This is a genomic window from Promicromonospora alba (assembly GCF_042654905.1).
Taxonomy (GTDB): domain Bacteria; phylum Actinomycetota; class Actinomycetes; order Actinomycetales; family Cellulomonadaceae; genus Promicromonospora; species Promicromonospora alba.
The window spans coordinates 442279-460821 of sequence record NZ_JBHSFI010000003.1; the positions used below are offsets into that span (position 1 = coordinate 442279).

Below are 18543 nucleotides of genomic sequence, written 5' to 3' on the forward strand. Positions count from 1 at the left end.
CGCTGATGAGACCGCGCTGCTATTTCGATGCCTACTTCCCCGAGGCGCAGTCCGCACCAAGCCACTCACGCCAAGATCGAGACCAGGTTCGCCACGATCCATCACGACAACAGAATCGCGATGGACGAGCGTGTAGTCATGGCACAACGCTAGAGCGACGGGCCGGTGAACGCCTGGCCAGTCACGTCACGTTCTTGACCTCCCTCGAGTCCATTGAGCCCGTGGCAGGTCGGGCCAGGCCAGGCACCGCGATGGGCGGGCGGCTTGGTGAGTGCCTTGAATGCCAACCACATCGCGGGTAGTGCCACCAAATCGCATCTGAACTTCGCCCGCAGTTGAGGAGCCACGGGCCGCCCACACGGCTAGGCTCACCGTGCCAGATTTGGGAGGAACACGATGGACGCGCCATATGTCGTAGCCGAATGTGCCGACGATTCTGAGACGGAGGATCTGTTCGAGTGGCTCCAGGACGAGCCGGAACTTCGCCCCCTCGTCGCCCTCCAACATCGCAAGCCGGATGACGGCCACCTGGGTGGTGCTGCAGAAATCGCAATCGCAGTTGTTTCCGCTGGTGGCCCCCTGGCAATCCTCGCGACAAGCCTGCGCACCTGGCTCCAACACCGCGGCGTCACAGTTCGGCTCCAAACAGGTGACCTCGACGTCGAAATCACAGCAGATCGCGCGAAAGACGCGGAAAAGATGATCGCCCGGATTCTTGACCGGGATTCTTCATCGTGAGGATGGCCCGGCCGCAGGAATCCTGGGCAGTCTTTATCGGTGTCGGAAAATACGACGACGCCAATCTGCCGGACGTTCCTGAGGTGCGTGAGGGCGCCCTCGCCCTGCGCGATGTTCTCATCGACCCGGACGGGGGCGGCCTCCTCGCTGAAAACTGCCTGATCGTTCCAGAGGATGCCACACGCGAGGAAGTCGCCGACACAATCGTGAAGGCCACGCGGAAGGCAACAGATCTTCTACTGATCTACTATGCGGGGCACGGCACGCGCGGATGGGACAAGAGTGATCTTGTTCTGAGTGTTCGGGAAACGAATCCTGAGAGAGCTGGCTTCTCAGGTATCCGATTCGACGATCTCCGAGGATTCCTATCACAGTCCGGTGCCCGCGCTAAGGTAGTAATTCTCGACTGCTGTCTCTCGGGTCGCGCAGTTGGACAACCCCTGGCGGAGGATGGGGGGGAAATTGGCGACGAGATCCTCATAGACGGGGTCGCGACGATGACCTCCGTGCCCGCGAACGCTGATGCAGTCGTGAAAGCCGGCGAGAAGTATCCAGCCTATACGAAACGCCTCATAGATATTCTCGAAAATGGAGTTCCTGAGGCCGACGAGTTTCTCACTCTCTCTGAGATCAAGAATGAACTCCGGCGCCACTGTGCACGGGACGGCCTCCGGCCGCCTCAGGCGCGAATCGTAGATCAGGTAGATCGACTCGCCCTGGCACTGAATCGATCGTTCACGCCGACGGCAGAGACCATAGCGCTCACTGAAGCGCTAGCCGCGCACGAACTCCTGAGTCAACAAGCTGCCCTGCTAGAGCAGTTTGCCCTAACCGCGGCATCCAGCCTCCAGAAGCCGTTAGGCCGGGTTGCCAGCTTTACTCAACTTCTCAAGAAGCGTTACGGCGGACAACTCGACGAGCGCGCAGATCAATACATCGAATTTGCCGTCGATGGCGTCATGCAAATGCAGCAGCTGATCCAATCGCTTCTCATGCTATCAAGGGCGGGATCTGCGAATGTCGACGAAGGTGTAGAACTTTCAACGGTCATGGAAGCGGTCCTGCACGAACATTCCTACAGTATCTCTGAATGCAACGCTACGATCGATGTCGATCCGATGCCGGTCGTTCTAGGTAATCGCCTACTGCTCCAGACCGCCTTATCGCATCTTATCTCTAACGCACTAAAGTTCAGAGAACCCAGTCGACAACCTGAGATCAAAGTCGAGGTCCGCAGTATGCGGGCACACTGGGAGATGTCAGTCGTGGACAACGGCATTGGCGTAGCCGCCGAGGACGTCGAAAGTGTATTTGTAATGTTCCATCGGCTGCATCCAACTGAAGCTTATTCGGGAGATGGAATCGGCCTACCGTTAGTAAAGCGTGTCGTCGAGTTGCACGGCGGCCGCATCTGGTTGGAGTCTGGCCACAGGCTTGGAAGCACAGTGCGGTTCACGCTTCGCCGGGCAAACTCCACCTGATTCTGGCCCGCACTTACGGCGGACCCCGTCACGGCGGTAGCGTCTCATCGGACTGTTCGCTCGTGCTACCGGCCCAAACAGTCACGAACACTTTCGCATGACGCTCCTAGTTACGAGGGTCATTTCGATACGAGACCGACGTTCGAGCGACCGGAATTGGGCTACTCGGTCAGGAACTCGAGCCAGAGAGGGTAGTGGTCGCTCAGGCGCCAGGAGACCTGTGACTTGGACAGCCCCTGCAGGGCGTGCGGGAGGAAGTCGAAGTTCCCACCGTGCCCGGTGTAGCTCAATCCCTGCAGGAGTGAGGGCGCGCCGGGCTGGGTGGGGTCGCTGAACCAGGCGATCTGGTCGTACTGGTGGTGGTTCTTGTTGTTGTCGAAGATGGTGCGCGGGACGTCGTTGAGCTCAGCCGGCGGCCAGAGCCCGGTGGAGAGGAACGCTTCGAACAAGGGGTCGTCGATACGGTCGAGGTTGAAGTCGCCCAGGACCAGCAGGTTGCGGTTCCAGTCGTTGGGCCGGTCGGCCCACCCGCGCATCCACGTGGCGAAGGCGCTCAGCTCGCCGATCCGGTCGGCCGGCTTCTTGCCCCACAGCACATGCACAGTGGTCAGGATGAACTCGGTCGTCTCCCGCACGAACCCCGCCGCGTAGGGCGTGCGGGCGAACTGATCGACGTCGCTGCTCGTCCCGGCGGGAAGGACAAGCTCCCCCACCAGGCCGGAGGGCTGGACACGTTCGGCGTCGTACACGTAGGCCAGACGCTCGCCGTTGCCGGGTCCGCCTTCCGTGACGTCGGAGGCGATGACCTTGTAGCGCGGGCCGAGCAGGTGGAGCAGGGCGAACAGGGCGGTCGTGTCCCGTCGGGTCTCCTGAACGGCGGTCACGTCGAACCGCTGGACGACCTCGGCGATGCAGGCCAGGGCGTGCCAGTCCCGCTTGGGACTGTCGTCCTGCGTCGACTGCCACTTGTGCGTGAGGGCGCCGAACGCACGTAGGTTCCACGTCCCAATCAGCAGGTTCTTGCTCGCCTTGGCCGGAACCTGCGCGGCCAAGGCTGCGCGGACCCGGTCGACATCGTCACTGACCGCACCAGGAACCGGCCCCGACGGCGGAGCGGTGATCACGGTCATGTCGGCCTCCGACAGTGGGTAACTACCGATACCTACTATGAGCGCCGTCTCGACGGGCAGATACGGCCGACCGGTCGGTTCACCCTCTCGACAGGGCGCAAGCCCCGATCAGAGCCATACCCGGGCTGCGAGTCATCGTCACCAAACCAGCACTCGCAGATCGGTCCTGCAGAAGCTCGCGGTCTTTTTCAGCGAGTGGAGGACGCCTGCCTATCCAGATCCGTCGCAGTACCCGGCAACAAACGCGACCCACCGTCCCCGCTTACGGTTGTCCTATGACCGTCCCTGTGGAGCAGCTCGCTGAACTGGACGCGATGTTCTTCAGGGTGGCAGGCCATTGGCCGGACCGTCCGAGACTGGACCCGGTGCTCGTTGCCAAGTCCCGAGAACTCGCTGAAGCGCTCCTCGAGGCAAACCAACCCTGACCACGTGCTGCGCTGGCATTGCCGGCGACCGCATGTCCGGCGGAGCATGCCCGATGACAGACCAGCTCGGCACGACAGGCTCGGCCATGTCAGACAGCCTCGCTAGGTTCCGGTCATGATCTCGCCCCGGCGTGCGCCCATTCACATGCCCCTTCTCGGGGTCCTGGCCAGCCAGGGTTGGTTCACGAAGATGGGCGAGCAGTCCACGACCAGGGCTGTCGCCGCCCTGCTCCAGCATCCCGAGCTTGCCGAGCCCTTCTTGGACTGGGTCCGGACGACCATGCAGATCGACCTCCATGAGGACATCGTCGCCTTCGTACCTGAAGCGATTGACAGCACAGGCAAGCGGCCCGACATTGTCGGGATCGACGCACAGGGCCGCCCTCGACTGACCGTTGAGCTGAAGTTCGAGGCCAAGATCGACACCCGGCAGATCGCCGCATATCGACGCGAGCAGATCACGCACTTCGGCCCTGACCGCCATGAGTCCGCGACTATCCTCGTGGTCCCTGTGAAGCGGTTGACCGAGGCGGCCGATGCACTCGGGCGAATCACATCGCTGTTGCCGGAAGCGGTCCGCGAGGATGACCTGCTGGCTGGGACAGGATTCGCGCCATGGGAGGAGTGGATCCGGGAGTGGGACCGCATCCTGGACGGCCTGCCCCAGGGGCCCGCGACGGTTGCCGCCGACGTCGTCCAGTTCAAGGCGCTGTGCCGCGCGCTCCTCGGCTCCGTCATGCCCCCTCTCGGCAACGCCCCTGCTGGCGGAGACTGGCGGGATCGCGAGAAGGACATCCTTCGGCTGCCGGATCTGGTCGTGTCACAACTGAACTACATGCTGTGGCACGAGGGGTACGAACGGCTCAGCGGTGCCGAGTTCAAGGTGCCCTACCGAAGGCGCCGGACGATCACCATCTCGATCAAATGGCCGAAGACCGAAGCAGACCTTGGGATCCGAACCGACCTCGGCGACGCCGGGCAAACCCCCCTCTGGCTTCGGATCCGGAAGAGCCGATACGGCAACTTGGAGCTCGTCCGATCACGAGTCGCATCGTCGCGGTTCGGCGCTCATGCCCGGAACGACGCGGGACACCTGTGGATACCGATCGCCATCCCACCGGACCTAGGCGAGGACGCGCTCATCGGCTCTCTCACGCAAGAGGCGTTGGCGATAGTCAGTGTGATCACCGACGGGGCCTGACGGCGTCAGGCGTGGTCACGCGTGGCGGACGGTCTCGGCCCACCGTGCGTCCACCCCACAGGGTGCCGACACCTTGCCAATCCAGCTGCGCGCAGATCTCTTCGCGGACGGCGCGGGACGGATGTCGGAGACGTTGCATCCCATCCAGAGGGCGAGGTCAGGACGGTTACTTCACGCTTATCGAGTGAGTTCACCCTGCCTCACCGAAACCTGCGTGAAGAGGCGCCTTCGGCGCGAACCCGTACCGCCCGTCCCAGATTGCAGGCCGCACCGTGCTCTCTGTCGAGCGTGGCCCACGTGAGCAGGCTGGGAGTATCAGGGTTTGTTCGCTTTACCGGCGAAGCGCGACTTCGGCCGTTGACTGTGAGCGCATCGCAAGTCATGCCGCCGGGGGCTCCGTCGTACGGGTTCGCGCCATCGTGCCGAGCGCTAGTGCACACGCAACCACAGCGTCGCCCGACAGGTGCAGGGCGGCGCTGAACATTGCCAGAACAAGAGAGGCGTGCGCAGCCGCCGGCCCGACGCTGCGATAGGTGCGAACGCGTCGTGCGGACTCATGGTGGCGCGACGCCCTGCCCGACCAACTGGCCGCGTGTCGCGCGCTCCGCGTCTTCCGACGCGGTCGACGATGCTGTGGACTCACTGCTCTCCCGACGCTCGAATTGACCGACCCCTCAATCGTCGACCCGTCAAGACCGTTCAACCCGGAAAAAATTACTGGTCATTTTCGAGCACTTTGAGATGTAGGAGCCTCGTTTGAGTCGCGTTAGTGGTACTAGCGTGTGCCGCAAACCGACGAATCCAGCGCCGGGCGGCAACTTCTACCCGAACGAAAGCCCATGACAGCCGACGGCCGGCTAGTGCTCGCCTCAGCGTCGTGGCGGGGAGCCGTCACCTCCTGCAATTGGCGTCTGCAATGTTCCTCGCCATTCAGAGGGTGGCAGGCAAGCTGATCATCCTCCCGTGAGATGCGGCGGAGCTCTCACGTCCCGGGCCGAGACCCGCGGCCCGTCTTCGGGGCACGACTAGAACACCGGAGCGCCTCCCGACGGTCGGCACCGTAGGTCCGTCTGTCTGGCCCCATGTGCGACGAGGAGCCAGCCGTCATCCATCCGTGCAACAGCCCCGGTGCCGCAATGGCACATAGATCAGCACGACCGGCCCCGCTCTGCCGAAGCATGAATCAGGGCGGTGGCGCAGGACGGACACCTTTGGGATGACAACGCCCGACCGCGCCGAGAACGGGACCATCACAGCCACCGTTCTGGCGTTGCCCAGAGAGGCCGATCGCCATGGCCAAAGCACGTCAGAACGACCCGCTGTCCGCGATCTTGCAGGAGTCCACCGACCTCATCGGCACCACGCTGGAACAGATCGAGTGGGCCGAGAGCGAGATCGACGCCGCCATCACCCGGCATCCGGACCAAGGTGACCTCCTGTATCACGGGTTCGAGCTCCTCAGACCGACACACCCCCTAATGGCTACGGAGTTCGTGAGCCGCTCGCACTACCGGGAGCTCCTCGACAGGCTTGCGACTGGCATGGACACCCGTCCTGGTACGGCGGCCGAGGTGTGTTGCGCGTGCCGCGACGCCAGCCTGGCCGCTCCCTTGAACTCGACCGCTGCCGGGCTCTACTTCCGGATGTGGGAATCCGCGTTTCCCGACATGCCACCGGTCACCGACCGCACCCAGCACCACGAAGCGCTTGAGGGCTCCTCGATCGACGCGCTAGAAGCCACCAGCCGGCGCACCCTGGCGCGCAAGGACCGCATCGTCGGTGACATCTCCTGCACCGGCATGCACCACGCGACAGCAGTGCCCTGCACCTACGCCGCCGACCGAGCCAATGCCGCCGAGACCGCGAGTCCCACAAAGCGGCGTGCACCGGCAAGCCAACCTGCGGCCGCCCTGGTTCCGAACACTGCGTCCGCGTTGGTCGAGCGACCCGAGGCTCCGAGCATGGAAGCCCCGAACCTGTGAACCAGTCCGCCCGGAGAGCGGCACCGGTGTGGCTGCCAGCTCTGGTCAACCTCCGTCAAGCGCTCTGCCCCCGATCACGTCGCGACCACGAACTGTCTGAGGAGGCATGACTCGATGACCGCTTTCAAGGGCACTCGGTACGGCTCAACCCGTCGGCACCGTGCACCAGATCCCCGAGTGCGCGGAGGATCATGGCCTTCTCACAGGGCGTTATGTCCCAGAAGAGAATGAACACGATCCCCCCGACGATCACCACGAAAGCGATCAGCGCCAGGGCGACCGGCCAGTTAAAAGCGAGCACGAAGCCGACGAACCGGGACGGCAAAGACAACATGAACTACTTCTCCTCTGACCTTTGGCGAAGCTCCCCCCGACAGCTCCACCGGGTCGAGGTTCGACTGGCCGGTCCGATCTTCGAGCGGCTGACCGAAGTCAAGCCAGCAAAGGTTTGTCGATGCCGGGCGGGGGGCCCGAACTGTTCGACTACCCTTGCCGACGCCGCCACCGTTCCGAAGAACGGGTCACACGCCTGCACTAGCAGTACTACACCATCTGGTGGGACGGGAATGCGTGGGGTATTGGCACGGCCGCGCGTGCCTGCTGCGGCGTTGTCGCAGCGTCCAAGAATCACCGCTTGGTGACTCACCGCTTGGTCGGTGTCCAAGGTTCGCCGCTTGGTCGGTGCCTACCTCTGGCCGCAGGGTCTTCCCTGCGACACTCCTCTTGGAGTTGAGGCCAGCTGGCGGCCGCTTGACCGCGCGATCAGTCTGGCACTGCTAGTAGGCCTGCCGCAAGCTATTGCAAGACGCGTGTCACGGAGCGTGGTCATCTACTCGCCACCACAGCACAATGAATCGCTTCATTAGCCAGCGTCGACGGGGAGCGCTCAGCGGAGATCGCTGCCGCCACTCGTGCGGCATCCACTGCCGTGAGGCCGAGAGGTCTCGGTCAGCGTCGATCGAAACGGATTCGAGAAGAGTCGACATGCCCGAACTGCTTCGGGGGCGGCCACTGCGCTCGCACGCTACTTACGGCAGCTAGCGCGTGCGGATGCCGAGGACACCACCAGCAACTGGTTCTGGGAGGTGTGGGAGTCCTCCGATGTCACCCTGGCCTGCATCAGCCCCGAACCGGGACGCGTGGCCGTCATCGCAGCGATCGACACGGACAGTTCCTACGATCGAACGCCGGGTTTGCGATCAGGGTCCTCATGCCGTCCTCCTGCCAAAATTGGCGACCTTGATGCTCCGGGAAGGGCTCGCATTCACGAAAGTGCGGTCGATGGCGCCGAGACTGAGGTTGGCGCTGAGTTCACCCGGTGGCTTCCGTCACGTTTTGCCTGGTAGCTCCTCTGAGCAAGTAAGGGCTGCCCCGAGCCGACGACGACCGGGGGAACCGATCGCGGTGCGCACCCCAACGTCCATCGTTGTGTGCTCGAGGAGGATCGTGTGGCGGAATGGACGGTGCGGGCGGAGCAAGTTCTGATCCGAGCAGAGGCGGGGGATCCTGAGTCCCCGCCGCGGAAGCGCTTGGTTGACGGGCTATGGGACGACGATCCCTCCGCATGGACCCGCATCTTGGTCGGAGACGGCGACATCACGGAGCGACTCGTGATGGCGGATTCAAATTACCTCGATAACCCGCTGCTACACGCCAGGAAGGCAGCCGAACTTGTTGCCGAGGCCTACAAGCGGGATCGCATCGATCCCGCATGTCTCGCGGTTGGTCTGGCGTTGACCGCAAGTAATCTCACGGAGGATGACGTCCAGCGAGTGGCGGAAGACACCGGCTTCGGGCACCTAGGCCAATTCTCTACCATGGCCAGCCACGTGCATGGGCGATTGCTCAGGATGGACGAGGACCAGGGTGAGCGGAGTGACGAAGGAGCGTCTGGGGAAGATAGCGGCGGCAACTTCGTGGGAGTATTAAATCGAGGCGCGCGGATCGACAGGAATCTCAGGGTGGTGTCGATTTCGACGCGGCTGGGGTTCGCTGGCACAGTGGCATCGTCCGGTTGGGAACAAGCACCGTGGCTCATCGCTTTAGCACCGCTCCTGCTCCTTGGCACGCGTCCAGCAACGATGTTCGAGGAAACGATCTTCGCGCCAGATCTGCTTCCCAGCATGCGTCGGGTGGCGATGTGGAAACATCTGTCGGTCGCGCAGTTGCTCAACCTCACTGCGTCAGTCAAGTTTCCCTGGATGCCAGTGCTCAGCCTCCTGACGGTTGGGTTCGGCCATTCGACCGTCGGCTGTCAAATCATCTTCTGCTGGTTCGTTGTCACTCTGCTCTACTATGTGGCGGACCATGTGATCGGCCGATACTCCCGGGTGGATCGAAGCGTCGTCTCGGACCTTGCAGCAGGCCTCACGGCACTGCCCAGCCTATGGACCAGTGCCCTGACGCTTCCGCGGCTCCAGGTGCTCGGTGTAACCACAGCCGCCGGACTGACGGGGGCAGTGGTGGCCTACGTTGTTGCTGGCAACGTAGTGGGCACAGCTGCCGTGGTGATCATCGTGGCTTCAACATGGGCGACTCGTGGGCAGTTGGGTGTTCAGAGGCTGACGGCCGCGGTTGTCGCCATTGCGTGGCTACTGCCAAGCGTCGATATTCTCGACGTTGCTCTGGGCGTCGCGGTGGGTGGGCTCGGTGCCCTCACGAGTCGGCGGGTCACGGCGCCGCGGAGCTTCATGGTGGTCCGACCCAGTTTCCTGAAGCCACGGCTGCGCCGGTTGGCTAGGACGGTTGCCTCTGGCCATCCGGGCGCGGCGCTCCACGAAATCTCCCTGAGCCGGATCAGTCGCGATGAAGCGCTGATCGCGGCGTGGGCCAATCTTGAATTGGGAAGGCCCGGCAGGGCCAGGCACTTCCTTAGCCTTATCCCCGCATCGAAGAAGAAGGAGCCGCTCGCGGCAACGTACATCCAACTTGCTGCCGGCAATCACCTAGGCGACACACGACCTGCTCGCGGACAGTCCAGAAAAGCCAGGCGAGGAAACCTCGGTCGCCTCGTCGATCTCGAGGAATTGAAGACGGACTTGCGCCTAGGCCGTCGCGATGTGACTTCCGTCGTTCGTGACATGGCACGGCTTGTCCCTTACTGGATCGGCCGCAGCCGCCTCTGGCTTGCCGCCACAGTTGGAGCAGAAATGTCTGCTGCACTTCGAGACGTCTCGCCCGACGCCGCGCAGGTGGTGGCAATGCGAGCAGAAGCTGGCGTACTTCAGGCACTAAATGGAGATCTTCTCCGTTCCGAAATGTTCGAAATGCAAGACCAGCTCCGGATTCAAGATAGGGCGTTCTCGTCTCTTTCCGACAGGTTATACACTGCCAGGCTAATCGCTGACACGACAATGGGAGTATTAGTCGACGACCCACATGACCTTACCCTCTTTTCTCTTGGCGGCGAAATGGGGAAGACGTTTGCACATTTTCTTAACCCGATCGACTTCGCAGACTACTGCGACGCCATGGCGGTCGCACATGAGCGCGCGAGTGCTGGAGTCACCGATGAATCGCTGCGCCACCGAATACAAGCACTTGCCACCCTCAACGTTGCGAGGCACCAACTTCAAGATCCCGCAGACCGGGAACTTTGGTGGTCTCGTTTCGATGTGGCACTCAACCTCGCACTGGCGGGTGCGGCCGAGCGCCGCGATTGGCGTGCCCTTGCCGAGATCCTTGAGGTTGCTCGCTTTCAGATGAATGACCCTCAAGCCCCAAGTTCGTCCGAAGGTGCCATTTCACTAGCGATTCGCGGTCGGTCTCGATTTGCCGAGTGCCAGTATCCCATCGGTGAAGACCCGCGGGTGGAAGACTTTGAAAGCATCATTCTCAGGAGCGTAGGTGAAGATGGGTACTGGTGGTCGACCTGGGCTACCGATCAGTATCTGTACTGGGCGGCCGTTCCTCGTCACCAGAGTGAGGCGGTCACAGGCGGCCGCATGACTCGCACGGACTGGAACAGCGACAAGCATCGCAACCTCTTCGACTGGCTGCCGGTCCGTCAACCCGGCGAAAAAGTTGAGGAGATGGTCGAGCGTCTGCGTCGGGGACCATTTGCGCTCGCACCCAACCTCGAAGAACGCACTATGGCGAAGCTCTGGGGAAATCTTATCCCTCCGGCATTTCGAGAAGCCGTCTCGCGACGTTCTGGGACCGCGCGCCTCAGGATTGGTGCCGCACTTTGCCCCGAGCTCGCTCCCGTACCCTGGTCCTGGGTCATCATCAACGATGATCGATTCATCGAAGTTGCCGATCTCGTTGTCGTCCCGCCGGCTTCACTGGTTCGCTCTGGTTCGAATGCAGCTGATGCGAATCCCGTGATGAGTGCAGTGATCAACCCCGCCGGCAACCTTGAAGGCCAAGAGGATCTCGCACGATCACTCGAAGCGGAGCACGGAGTCTCTGTCATCCAGGGTCGAACGGGCGGCGATCCCCGGGCCTCTATCGCTGAAAAAATGCGGTCATTGCCAGCCGATTCGACGATCTATTTCGCGTGCCACACTGGCCGTTCCAATAACGGTGAACTTGGGCTCGAACTCGAAAAGGGGCCCAACGGACTTCTGACTTTCTCGGAGTTGTCCGATCCGAACTCCCCGATCAAGCTGCCACGACAGGTCCTCGCTATCGCATGCGCGTCGTCGGGCCTTGATGCGGCCACCCGCGGCGAGTGGACAGTCTTGGGGACCGGTCTCCTCACGGCGGGCGCAGATCGAGCGCTGGTGACCGCCTTTGACCACTTCGGGGACTCCGAGATCGATTTGGAAATTATCCGATCAATCAATAGCGGCATGTCCCTCAGTGCCGCGGTAAGCGGGATCCAATTGGACCTGCTGCATCGATGGGAGAACGGTGAGGAGCAGTACTCTCCGATCAGATGGGCAGGTTTCCAGGTTTTTGGCCTCGTAGGAGATCCCGCGAAATCTGAGCCCGCTCCTCGACGGTGGGTCGATACCAGCGTTCTCCATGCCATAGAAGAAGCGGCAGATAGATGTAGCAAAAATGCCAGAGAAGTCGACCTAGATGCATTCGTGAGGTATGTGCGGTTATACGAATACGATTCCGAACTGTCGTGGTTCCCAAAGGTGCAACTTTGGGCAGTCAATCTCATCGCAGAGCTCAGATACAGGCAGCGCCGCAGGGCACGCGACACAGAGCGCACGCTTACAATCGGCGACGATCTAATGCAGGTGGTCCGGGAGGCCTGCGACCTTACACTGAGCTTCGGAGGGCAAATCCTCTCCGACGAGGCACTGCTTGTGACTGCTCTCCGTCACGACACAAGAGAGGCTCGACGCCTACGGCGCATCACCGGGTGGCTCCCGTTCAGCCCCAGCTTTGTAGATCTCATGCTAGACCGCAGTGATGACATATGGCACCAGACTGGTTACGTGGAAACCCCGCATCTAAGCCCCGGCGAGGCCGATCGAATATACGCGGCTTTCAGCGTGGAGCCTCCGGTCGGAGAGGACCGCTGGTACCACCGGGAGCGCATCAACTGATACGACTGAGAGACAGACCAGACAGCCACCATTGTCCGAACTTATTATCGATTAATTAGGCAAGGCTGCCTAAATCGGCATCATTTGACGAGTCAAAGATTTCGGCACACGCGCTAATCTTCGTGGATCGCGGCGGTCAACTCGCGCCGCGCATCATCTGGTGCACAGCGACCGTGAGTAAGACTAGACCAGAAAGTTGAAAGAAGAATGCCGCGATAAGCCAACGCGCCTTATACATGTTCCGCACACGCAGCGAGCGGATTGCCTCTAGGTCAAGCCGAGCAACATAGTTGCGAGCGTCAACCTCGTCAGTCATCCATTTTCCAGTCACCATCGCCGAGAGCGACTCGACTGCTGGTGCGCTGTACCTCCACAAGAATGTGGCGCTGATGCCACACGCACTGGCGGCAGCGAAGGCAAGCAAGGTCAGTGTCAGCGGCGCGACAGCACCTTTGGGGAGAATGAAATCATCCTGGCCACTGACGAACGCGCCTACCGCGGCGAGCAGCGTCGCCAGACTGGCAGAGACAGCAACAACCGAGGCGCCGCGGGCATCAAGCGTCGCGCGTCGCTCTCGCTCGGTCTCCAGCTCGCGAATGATGTATTCGGCGTAGGTGCGCCCCTGCTCGCTCACGGGTGGTCAGTCATCGTCGCGTTCGACAGCACGGCGGACCTCTGCAGGCTCGCCGCTCGACCGCAACGACTCGACCTTGAGCCATCCCGTGTCAGTGGGAGCAGCCTTCAAGTCTGGACCCGGCTGGGATACGTGACCCGGCGTGCCGCTGCCGTCCTTGGACGCTCCGGCAGCACCCTCATGAACTCCCTGAGTGTCGTCGCTCATAGCAAGGAGTCTACGCTGCGGCCACGGCGAATATCGCTCGATTCGGGCAACACCACGGCCTTGGCCGGCGAAAGGAAGTCCCAGTTCTAGCCCGGGAAGCGCAGAGGGCCGGAAAGTCGTGAGTCATGAAGCCACGTACCGATGCCGTGCCTCCTACGTGCCACTCGTGTCGGAGGTGCCGACGTGCGGGGCGAAGAAGCTCTCTCCAGCCGGACGGTATCCGCACGAGAGGGTTTTGAACCCATATCCTCTGGGAGCCGAAAAGAGCTCCCGAGCCACTACGTCTCGATTTGGGAAAGCTTGGATTCCCTTGAATTTCCAAGGATTCTCCTTGCTGACGGTCCGAGCATACCTCGGAACACATCGGATCGGCAGCGACTGTTTCTGGAGACTAAGTGGATGCCAGTCAAGTCCTTCGGCAGACCATATGGCCCGTGTCTCGCTCAGCTGGAACGCTCGTTACCGTGTCCACGCCTGATACAGACGCGCGCCAGCCGCGAACAACGCGACTTTGCTCCGGTTAGCCAACACGATGTGGCCGAGGAGCATCCGTTGGTGAGGAGGAGGCGAAGGCAGGAGAACTACGGCCTCGGCGGGAGGATCTCATCCAGAGTGTCGAGGCTGAAGCCATCGAGGACGAAGTCGGTATGTGCCTCTGGCATGAAGCGGTATCGCTCGCGGAGCTCGTGTATCGCGACGCGGTCCTTGCGCATATCAACTACCTTCATGCGGGTCTGCGGCCAGGGAAGTTTGTTGCCATGGTCGATGCTGACGCCGATCTCGGTCGCGATGTGATGTACGACCCGTAGGACGTAGGGGTCGCCAGCTGGAAGCGAGCAACCGATGGCGGCGAAGCTCCCCCGCATGTACGACATCGGAAGGATCCCGTCCCAGAGCGGTACGAGGGTCGACCGGGCTAAGGGCTTCGCGGTCGATGGCGCCATGAGGATCGGTGGGGTTCCCCACCAGACGTTCGAGTCGTCGTAGTACGAGTCGAGATCGGACGAGGAAACGACGCCGACTCCCAAGAGTGGGTCGTCGTCGGGACGCGGGCCCTGGACCAGAGGGTCGGTGGCAAGAGCAAAGCCAGGCTGGGTTGGACGGTGCACCCAGTCCAACGAGCCGTGCAACTTCGAGAGCAGCAGCTCGGGTGGATGATCAGCGTCCACGACGCTGTCGGTGTCACCTGCCTGCGAGTACCGGCTCGGAAATCTGCGGTATGCGAGCCCGACATCATCGAGGGCACGCTCCATGATGAGGTCGTAGTTGAGGGTCAGGACGACGTCAGAGGCCGTCAAGCGTCTCGCGAACTCCAAGTAGATTTCGGGGATGTCGGTGGGCGTCGCTCGATGGAGGACGTGCCCGATCGCCCACCGCAACTGCAGTGTGGATCTGTTTCCTTCGTCGGACCAGGTGTCAGACCCGTTCAGTCGGAGAGTGTGCTCCCAGTCGAGCCATGCGCCGAACTGTTCCAAGTCGAAGACTTGACCCGGATCGGTATCTGCCAGGTACTCCTCGTACCGCTCAAGGTCACGTTCAAGGTGGCTACTGCCATCACGGGACCATCTCGTCCGAGCCACGTCCAACACCTGGTCAAGCAGTTCGGCGGCAAGCGGAAGCCCGGCTGGCTTGGAGAAGCCTGCGCCGAGCAGGAAGACCCGACAAGTGAGGTCCGGGTCCTGGGTGAAAATAGACGGGGAGGGCTCGTCGCTTGACTCCTCGGTCACGTTCCGATCCTAGTAGCCGCGCCACGCATACTGCTGCGCAAACCGTTCGCGGATCTGATCGCGGCTGGTGTTCGGACAACCCATCTGCCCGGCTCGAACGTGTCCATCAGGCTGGAGCCCGCCAGGCCTCTGACCGATGACGGTCAGGTGCGCGCTGTCCGTGTGCAGGGAAGTTCGCCCTGCACCTCACCCTCCGGCTTGGCACTGGACGCTTAGGGTCCAGGAGGATCGACCCATGAGAGCCGTCGAAGATTTGGTAGGGCAGGTGCGTGATCCGCGATCGCGCGCGCACTTCGCCGAAGCAGTGCGTGCCTATGGAGCCGGTGCGTACCGGGCCGCGATCATCTCCGCCTGGGTCACGGTCGCGCTCGACCTGCTGAGCAAGATCCGTCAGCTAGCCGGGAACGGCGAGGGCGCGGCAACGGACCATATCGCCAAGCTCGACAAGGCCATTGCGACCGAGAACCACGTGAAACTGCAGGAGCTCGAGCGGTCGTTGTTGGACGTATGTCGAGACTCGTTCGAACTCATCGATGCCCGCGACTATGTCGCACTCAAGCGGCTGTACCAGGACCGTCATGTATGCGCTCACCCGGCGTTCGTCGCCCCTGAAGAATCATTCGAAGCTTCACCTGAACTCGTGCGTGCTCACCTGGCAACGGCCGTCGATTCGGTACTCAGGCACGGCGCTACTGCAGGCCGGCGAGCGATAGACCGCTTCATGACCGAGTCGAAAGGGTCGACGTGGCCCGCGTCCCAGGAGGCGCTCGTGGCTTACCTGCGCGAGCGCTACCTCGAGCGTGGCAAGACCGGGCTGCGCCGCAACCTAGCGATCGTGGTGGTCAAGGGCGCTATCGATCGGTCCTTGGCGGAACCTACCCGGCGTCGGCTCGTCGACGCCGCTCACGCCATCGACAAGATCGATCCCAATCTGTTCAGCGAGGCGGCGGACACTGTCATCCGAAGGCGTGAGGAAGGCCCCGGCCTGGATCCTCACGAACTAGCGCACATGGTCGGTTCACTCGGCGACCTCTCCCCAGTCTGGTCAGCATTCCCGACGACCTCGCTACCACGCATCGTCGCGCTCATCGAAACCATCGATGCCGAATTCCTGGAACGGGATGGAGTGCTGTCGACCTCAGTCAGGGAGCCGACCATCGCGGCGGCGATTGAGGCAAGGCTCGGCACCCTGGACGACGAGGATCTTCACCGCGTCATACTCTTCCGACCCAGTGCCCATCTCGTCGACCACGCGCTCAACGCCCTCGCGAACGCCGAGACAGTCGACAGCGCGGACACTCGCATGATCCAACTTGTACAGCCCCTCGCTCGCTTCATCAAGGCGCACCACCTTGAGCAGGTCCTCGAGATCCTCCGAGACAATAGCGAGGTGAGGGCGGCAGCCGTGACCCATTTCCTGGTCGTGCGGTTGTTCGACGAGACCTCAGCTCGGCCAGGGAACCTGGCGGTGTGGCAGCGCATCAGCGATCTTCTTGCCAGAACGCCTGTCGGTGATGATCTGAAGCTCATCTACTCCGCTGTACCCGCGCTCCAGATGAAGATCACAGCGGCGGTCGCCTCAGGTACCTGATGGCCGGTGCGTGGACGTGGGGCGGCGCCCCCAACACGGCCAGCGCGCTGCGGCAGCTGATCTCCGGGTGCCGACGTGGCTAGGTTCGTTGCGTTCGGGCGAACCGGCGCAGCGCTGCCATCTTGGGCACGTCTACCCAGAGCTGGGAACTGTTGGCAGTGACGCCGGCACCGGTGACACGGAACGCATCGGCCTCCATGCCGTCCAGCACGGGCGCGAGCGAAGCAGAACGCGAGGCGGTGCTGGATCAGTTGTCGCACGGCTTCGTCGTCGGGCATCAGCGCCCGCGGCTGAGTCATCTCCCACACGCCGTAGGTGTGCCGGATGCAGTAGGCACAGTCCAGAGGGCAGCCCTGGATGTGGTTCAGAGACAGCCCCGACTTGCGGTAGTCGACGACGCTGCGCGCGGCCTCGGGAAGTCGGGCGATCTGATCTGGCGTGAGCAACGGAACGGTGACCGGCACAAGTGCCTCCCAGGGAGGACGCGAAGCTCGGATGCAGCCGCCGGACGGCGACACACCGGTCACTCTCCACTGCACTTCGTCCGGTGTGGAGGGCATTCTGAGCAGAAGGCTCCGGCATTCTGGCTCAGCCTGATGTGGCCGCCAACTTCGTCAACGTAGTGACCGCCAATTCCGCGAGCGCCGCCGCCTGCTCCCCGAGCACGGAGTCGTCGAACCGGACAACCGCGGAGTGGTTGGACGGCGCGCCCTCCGCCTGGACGTCGTCGGGGCGGGCTCCGAGCTGGATGAAGCACCCCGGCACTCGCTCCAGGACGTAGGAGAAGTCCTCCGCCCCCATGATCGGATTGGGCCGCTCAAAGACCCGGTCAGCCCCGTACATGCCCGCCAGGACGGTCTTCGCGTGGCCCCACATGTCGGGGTCGTTCACCGTCACCGGATACTCCGGCTGGAAGCTGACGTCGGCCGTACAACCGTGCGCGCCCGCTACGCCTGCGACGAGCCGCGGCAGCTCGACAGCCAACTGCTCAAGCGAAGCCTTCGACAGGGTGCGCACAGACGCTACGAGCCGAGCAGTCGACGGGATCACGTTGGACGCAGTGCCCGCATGCAGCTCCCCCACCGTGATCACCACCGGGTCGAACACGTTGATCCGGCGGGTCGTGTACGACTGCAACGCCATGACGATCTCGGCCGCGACAGTCACCGGGTCGACCGACATCCATGGCGAGGAGCCATGACCGCCCCGGCCGTGAACAGTCACGTTCAGGACGCTGTTGCCTGCCCAGGCAGGGCCTGCTTTGGAGACGAAGAGCCCCTTGTTGTACAGGCCGGTGACGTGGATGCCGAACGCCGCATCGACGGCCGCGCCGGCCGCATCAAGGACGCCCTCTTCGATCATCGGGAGCGCCCCGCCGGGTCCCTCTTCGCCGGGCTGGAACATGAAGACGACGTTGCCCGCGAGGTCACTCTTCCTGGCACTGAGTAGACGCGCGGCTCCGACCAGGCCGGCCACGTGCAGATCGTGCCCGCAGGCATGCATCGTCCCGGTGGCCGCGGCGAACGGCTCGCCCGAGTCCTCCATGATCGGTAGACCGTCCATGTCTCCGCGCAGCAACACCGTTGGCCCCTGGAGATCCCCACGCAGCACGGCGACCACTGAGCTGAGCCCTGCGCCGACTGTGATCTCCAGCGGCAGCCCGTCCAGCGCCTCCATTACCGCCGCCTGCGTTCTCGGCAGATGCAGCCCGACCTCGGGATGCTGATGGATCCGCCGCCGCAGGGCGACTAGGTCGTCGAGAATCAGTGCCGCATCATCCACAAAGCCCACGCCGTCAGTTCTCCAATCAAGTGTTGCCTCCGTCGCCGGGCAGCTCACGTCTGTTGTCCCGTGCGCCCCGACTAGGTCTCGCGAGCATGGTGAGCGTCGCGAAAACCTGCTGAGAGCCTAAATGGCCAGATC

Annotated in this window: 13 protein-coding genes; 7 read left to right on the plus strand and 6 right to left on the minus strand. The window is 62.6% G+C overall.

Annotated features, from left to right (window positions below; all coding sequences use genetic code 11):
- The first annotated feature begins 396 nt into the window (after nucleotides 1-396).
- Complete coding sequence (locus ACFO6V_RS07215; protein WP_377133692.1) at nucleotides 397-738, plus strand: effector-associated constant component EACC1; 342 nt, start codon at nucleotides 397-399, stop codon at nucleotides 736-738.
- A gap of 2 nt (nucleotides 739-740) precedes the next feature.
- Complete coding sequence (locus ACFO6V_RS07220; RefSeq protein WP_377135188.1) at nucleotides 741-2219, plus strand: sensor histidine kinase; 1479 nt, start codon at nucleotides 741-743, stop codon at nucleotides 2217-2219.
- A gap of 161 nt (nucleotides 2220-2380) precedes the next feature.
- Here the strand turns inward: ACFO6V_RS07220 and ACFO6V_RS07225 are convergent, their stop codons facing one another.
- Nucleotides 2381-3349, minus strand: coding sequence for an endonuclease/exonuclease/phosphatase family protein (locus ACFO6V_RS07225; protein WP_377133694.1), 969 nt, complete (start codon nucleotides 3347-3349; stop codon nucleotides 2381-2383).
- 275 nt (nucleotides 3350-3624) lie between these two features.
- Here ACFO6V_RS07225 and ACFO6V_RS07230 point away from each other — a divergent pair, with 275 nt between their 5' ends.
- From ACFO6V_RS07230 to ACFO6V_RS07240, 3 genes are all read left to right on the plus strand, one after another.
- Nucleotides 3625-3774 (plus strand): hypothetical protein, encoded by a 150-nt coding sequence (locus ACFO6V_RS07230; RefSeq protein WP_377133696.1) that lies wholly within the window; start codon nucleotides 3625-3627, stop codon nucleotides 3772-3774.
- Between the two features lie 190 nt (nucleotides 3775-3964).
- Nucleotides 3965-4975, plus strand: a complete 1011-nt coding sequence (locus tag ACFO6V_RS07235; RefSeq protein ID WP_377133698.1) for a hypothetical protein — start codon at nucleotides 3965-3967, stop codon at nucleotides 4973-4975.
- A gap of 1292 nt (nucleotides 4976-6267) precedes the next feature.
- Entirely contained in the window at nucleotides 6268-6957 is a 690-nt protein-coding gene (locus ACFO6V_RS07240) for a hypothetical protein (RefSeq protein WP_377133700.1), read from the plus strand.
- A 124-nt stretch (nucleotides 6958-7081) separates the two neighbouring features.
- On the opposite strand, the gene ACFO6V_RS07245 is transcribed toward ACFO6V_RS07240, so the two are convergent.
- Nucleotides 7082-7291 carry a hypothetical protein gene (locus ACFO6V_RS07245; RefSeq protein WP_377133702.1) on the minus strand — a complete coding sequence of 70 codons (210 nt, stop codon included), beginning with the start codon at nucleotides 7289-7291 and terminating at the stop codon, nucleotides 7082-7084.
- 1114 nt (nucleotides 7292-8405) lie between these two features.
- Here ACFO6V_RS07245 and ACFO6V_RS07250 point away from each other — a divergent pair.
- Nucleotides 8406-12461 carry a CHAT domain-containing protein gene (locus ACFO6V_RS07250; protein WP_377133704.1) on the plus strand — a complete coding sequence of 1352 codons (4056 nt, stop codon included), beginning with the start codon at nucleotides 8406-8408 and terminating at the stop codon, nucleotides 12459-12461.
- Nucleotides 12462-12597: 136 nt separating this feature from the next.
- On the opposite strand, the gene ACFO6V_RS07255 is transcribed toward ACFO6V_RS07250, so the two are convergent.
- From ACFO6V_RS07255 to ACFO6V_RS07265, 3 genes are all read right to left on the minus strand, one after another.
- Complete coding sequence (locus ACFO6V_RS07255; protein WP_377133706.1) at nucleotides 12598-13095, minus strand: hypothetical protein; 498 nt, start codon at nucleotides 13093-13095, stop codon at nucleotides 12598-12600.
- Nucleotides 13096-13101: 6 nt separating this feature from the next.
- The gene (locus ACFO6V_RS07260) at nucleotides 13102-13302 is read right to left on the minus strand and encodes a hypothetical protein (RefSeq protein WP_377133707.1); all 201 of its coding nucleotides are present in this window, start codon (nucleotides 13300-13302) and stop codon (nucleotides 13102-13104) included.
- Between the two features lie 581 nt (nucleotides 13303-13883).
- Nucleotides 13884-15029 (minus strand): SIR2 family protein, encoded by a 1146-nt coding sequence (locus tag ACFO6V_RS07265; RefSeq protein WP_377133709.1) that lies wholly within the window; start codon nucleotides 15027-15029, stop codon nucleotides 13884-13886.
- A 235-nt stretch (nucleotides 15030-15264) separates the two neighbouring features.
- Here ACFO6V_RS07265 and ACFO6V_RS07270 point away from each other — a divergent pair, with 235 nt between their 5' ends.
- A complete protein-coding gene (locus tag ACFO6V_RS07270) occupies nucleotides 15265-16620 on the plus strand; it encodes a hypothetical protein (RefSeq protein WP_377133711.1) in 1356 nt (451 codons plus the stop codon).
- A 588-nt stretch (nucleotides 16621-17208) separates the two neighbouring features.
- Here the strand turns inward: ACFO6V_RS07270 and ACFO6V_RS07275 are convergent.
- Complete coding sequence (locus ACFO6V_RS07275; protein WP_377133713.1) at nucleotides 17209-18411, minus strand: M20 metallopeptidase family protein; 1203 nt, start codon at nucleotides 18409-18411, stop codon at nucleotides 17209-17211.
- Between the last annotated feature and the right edge of the window lie 132 nt (nucleotides 18412-18543).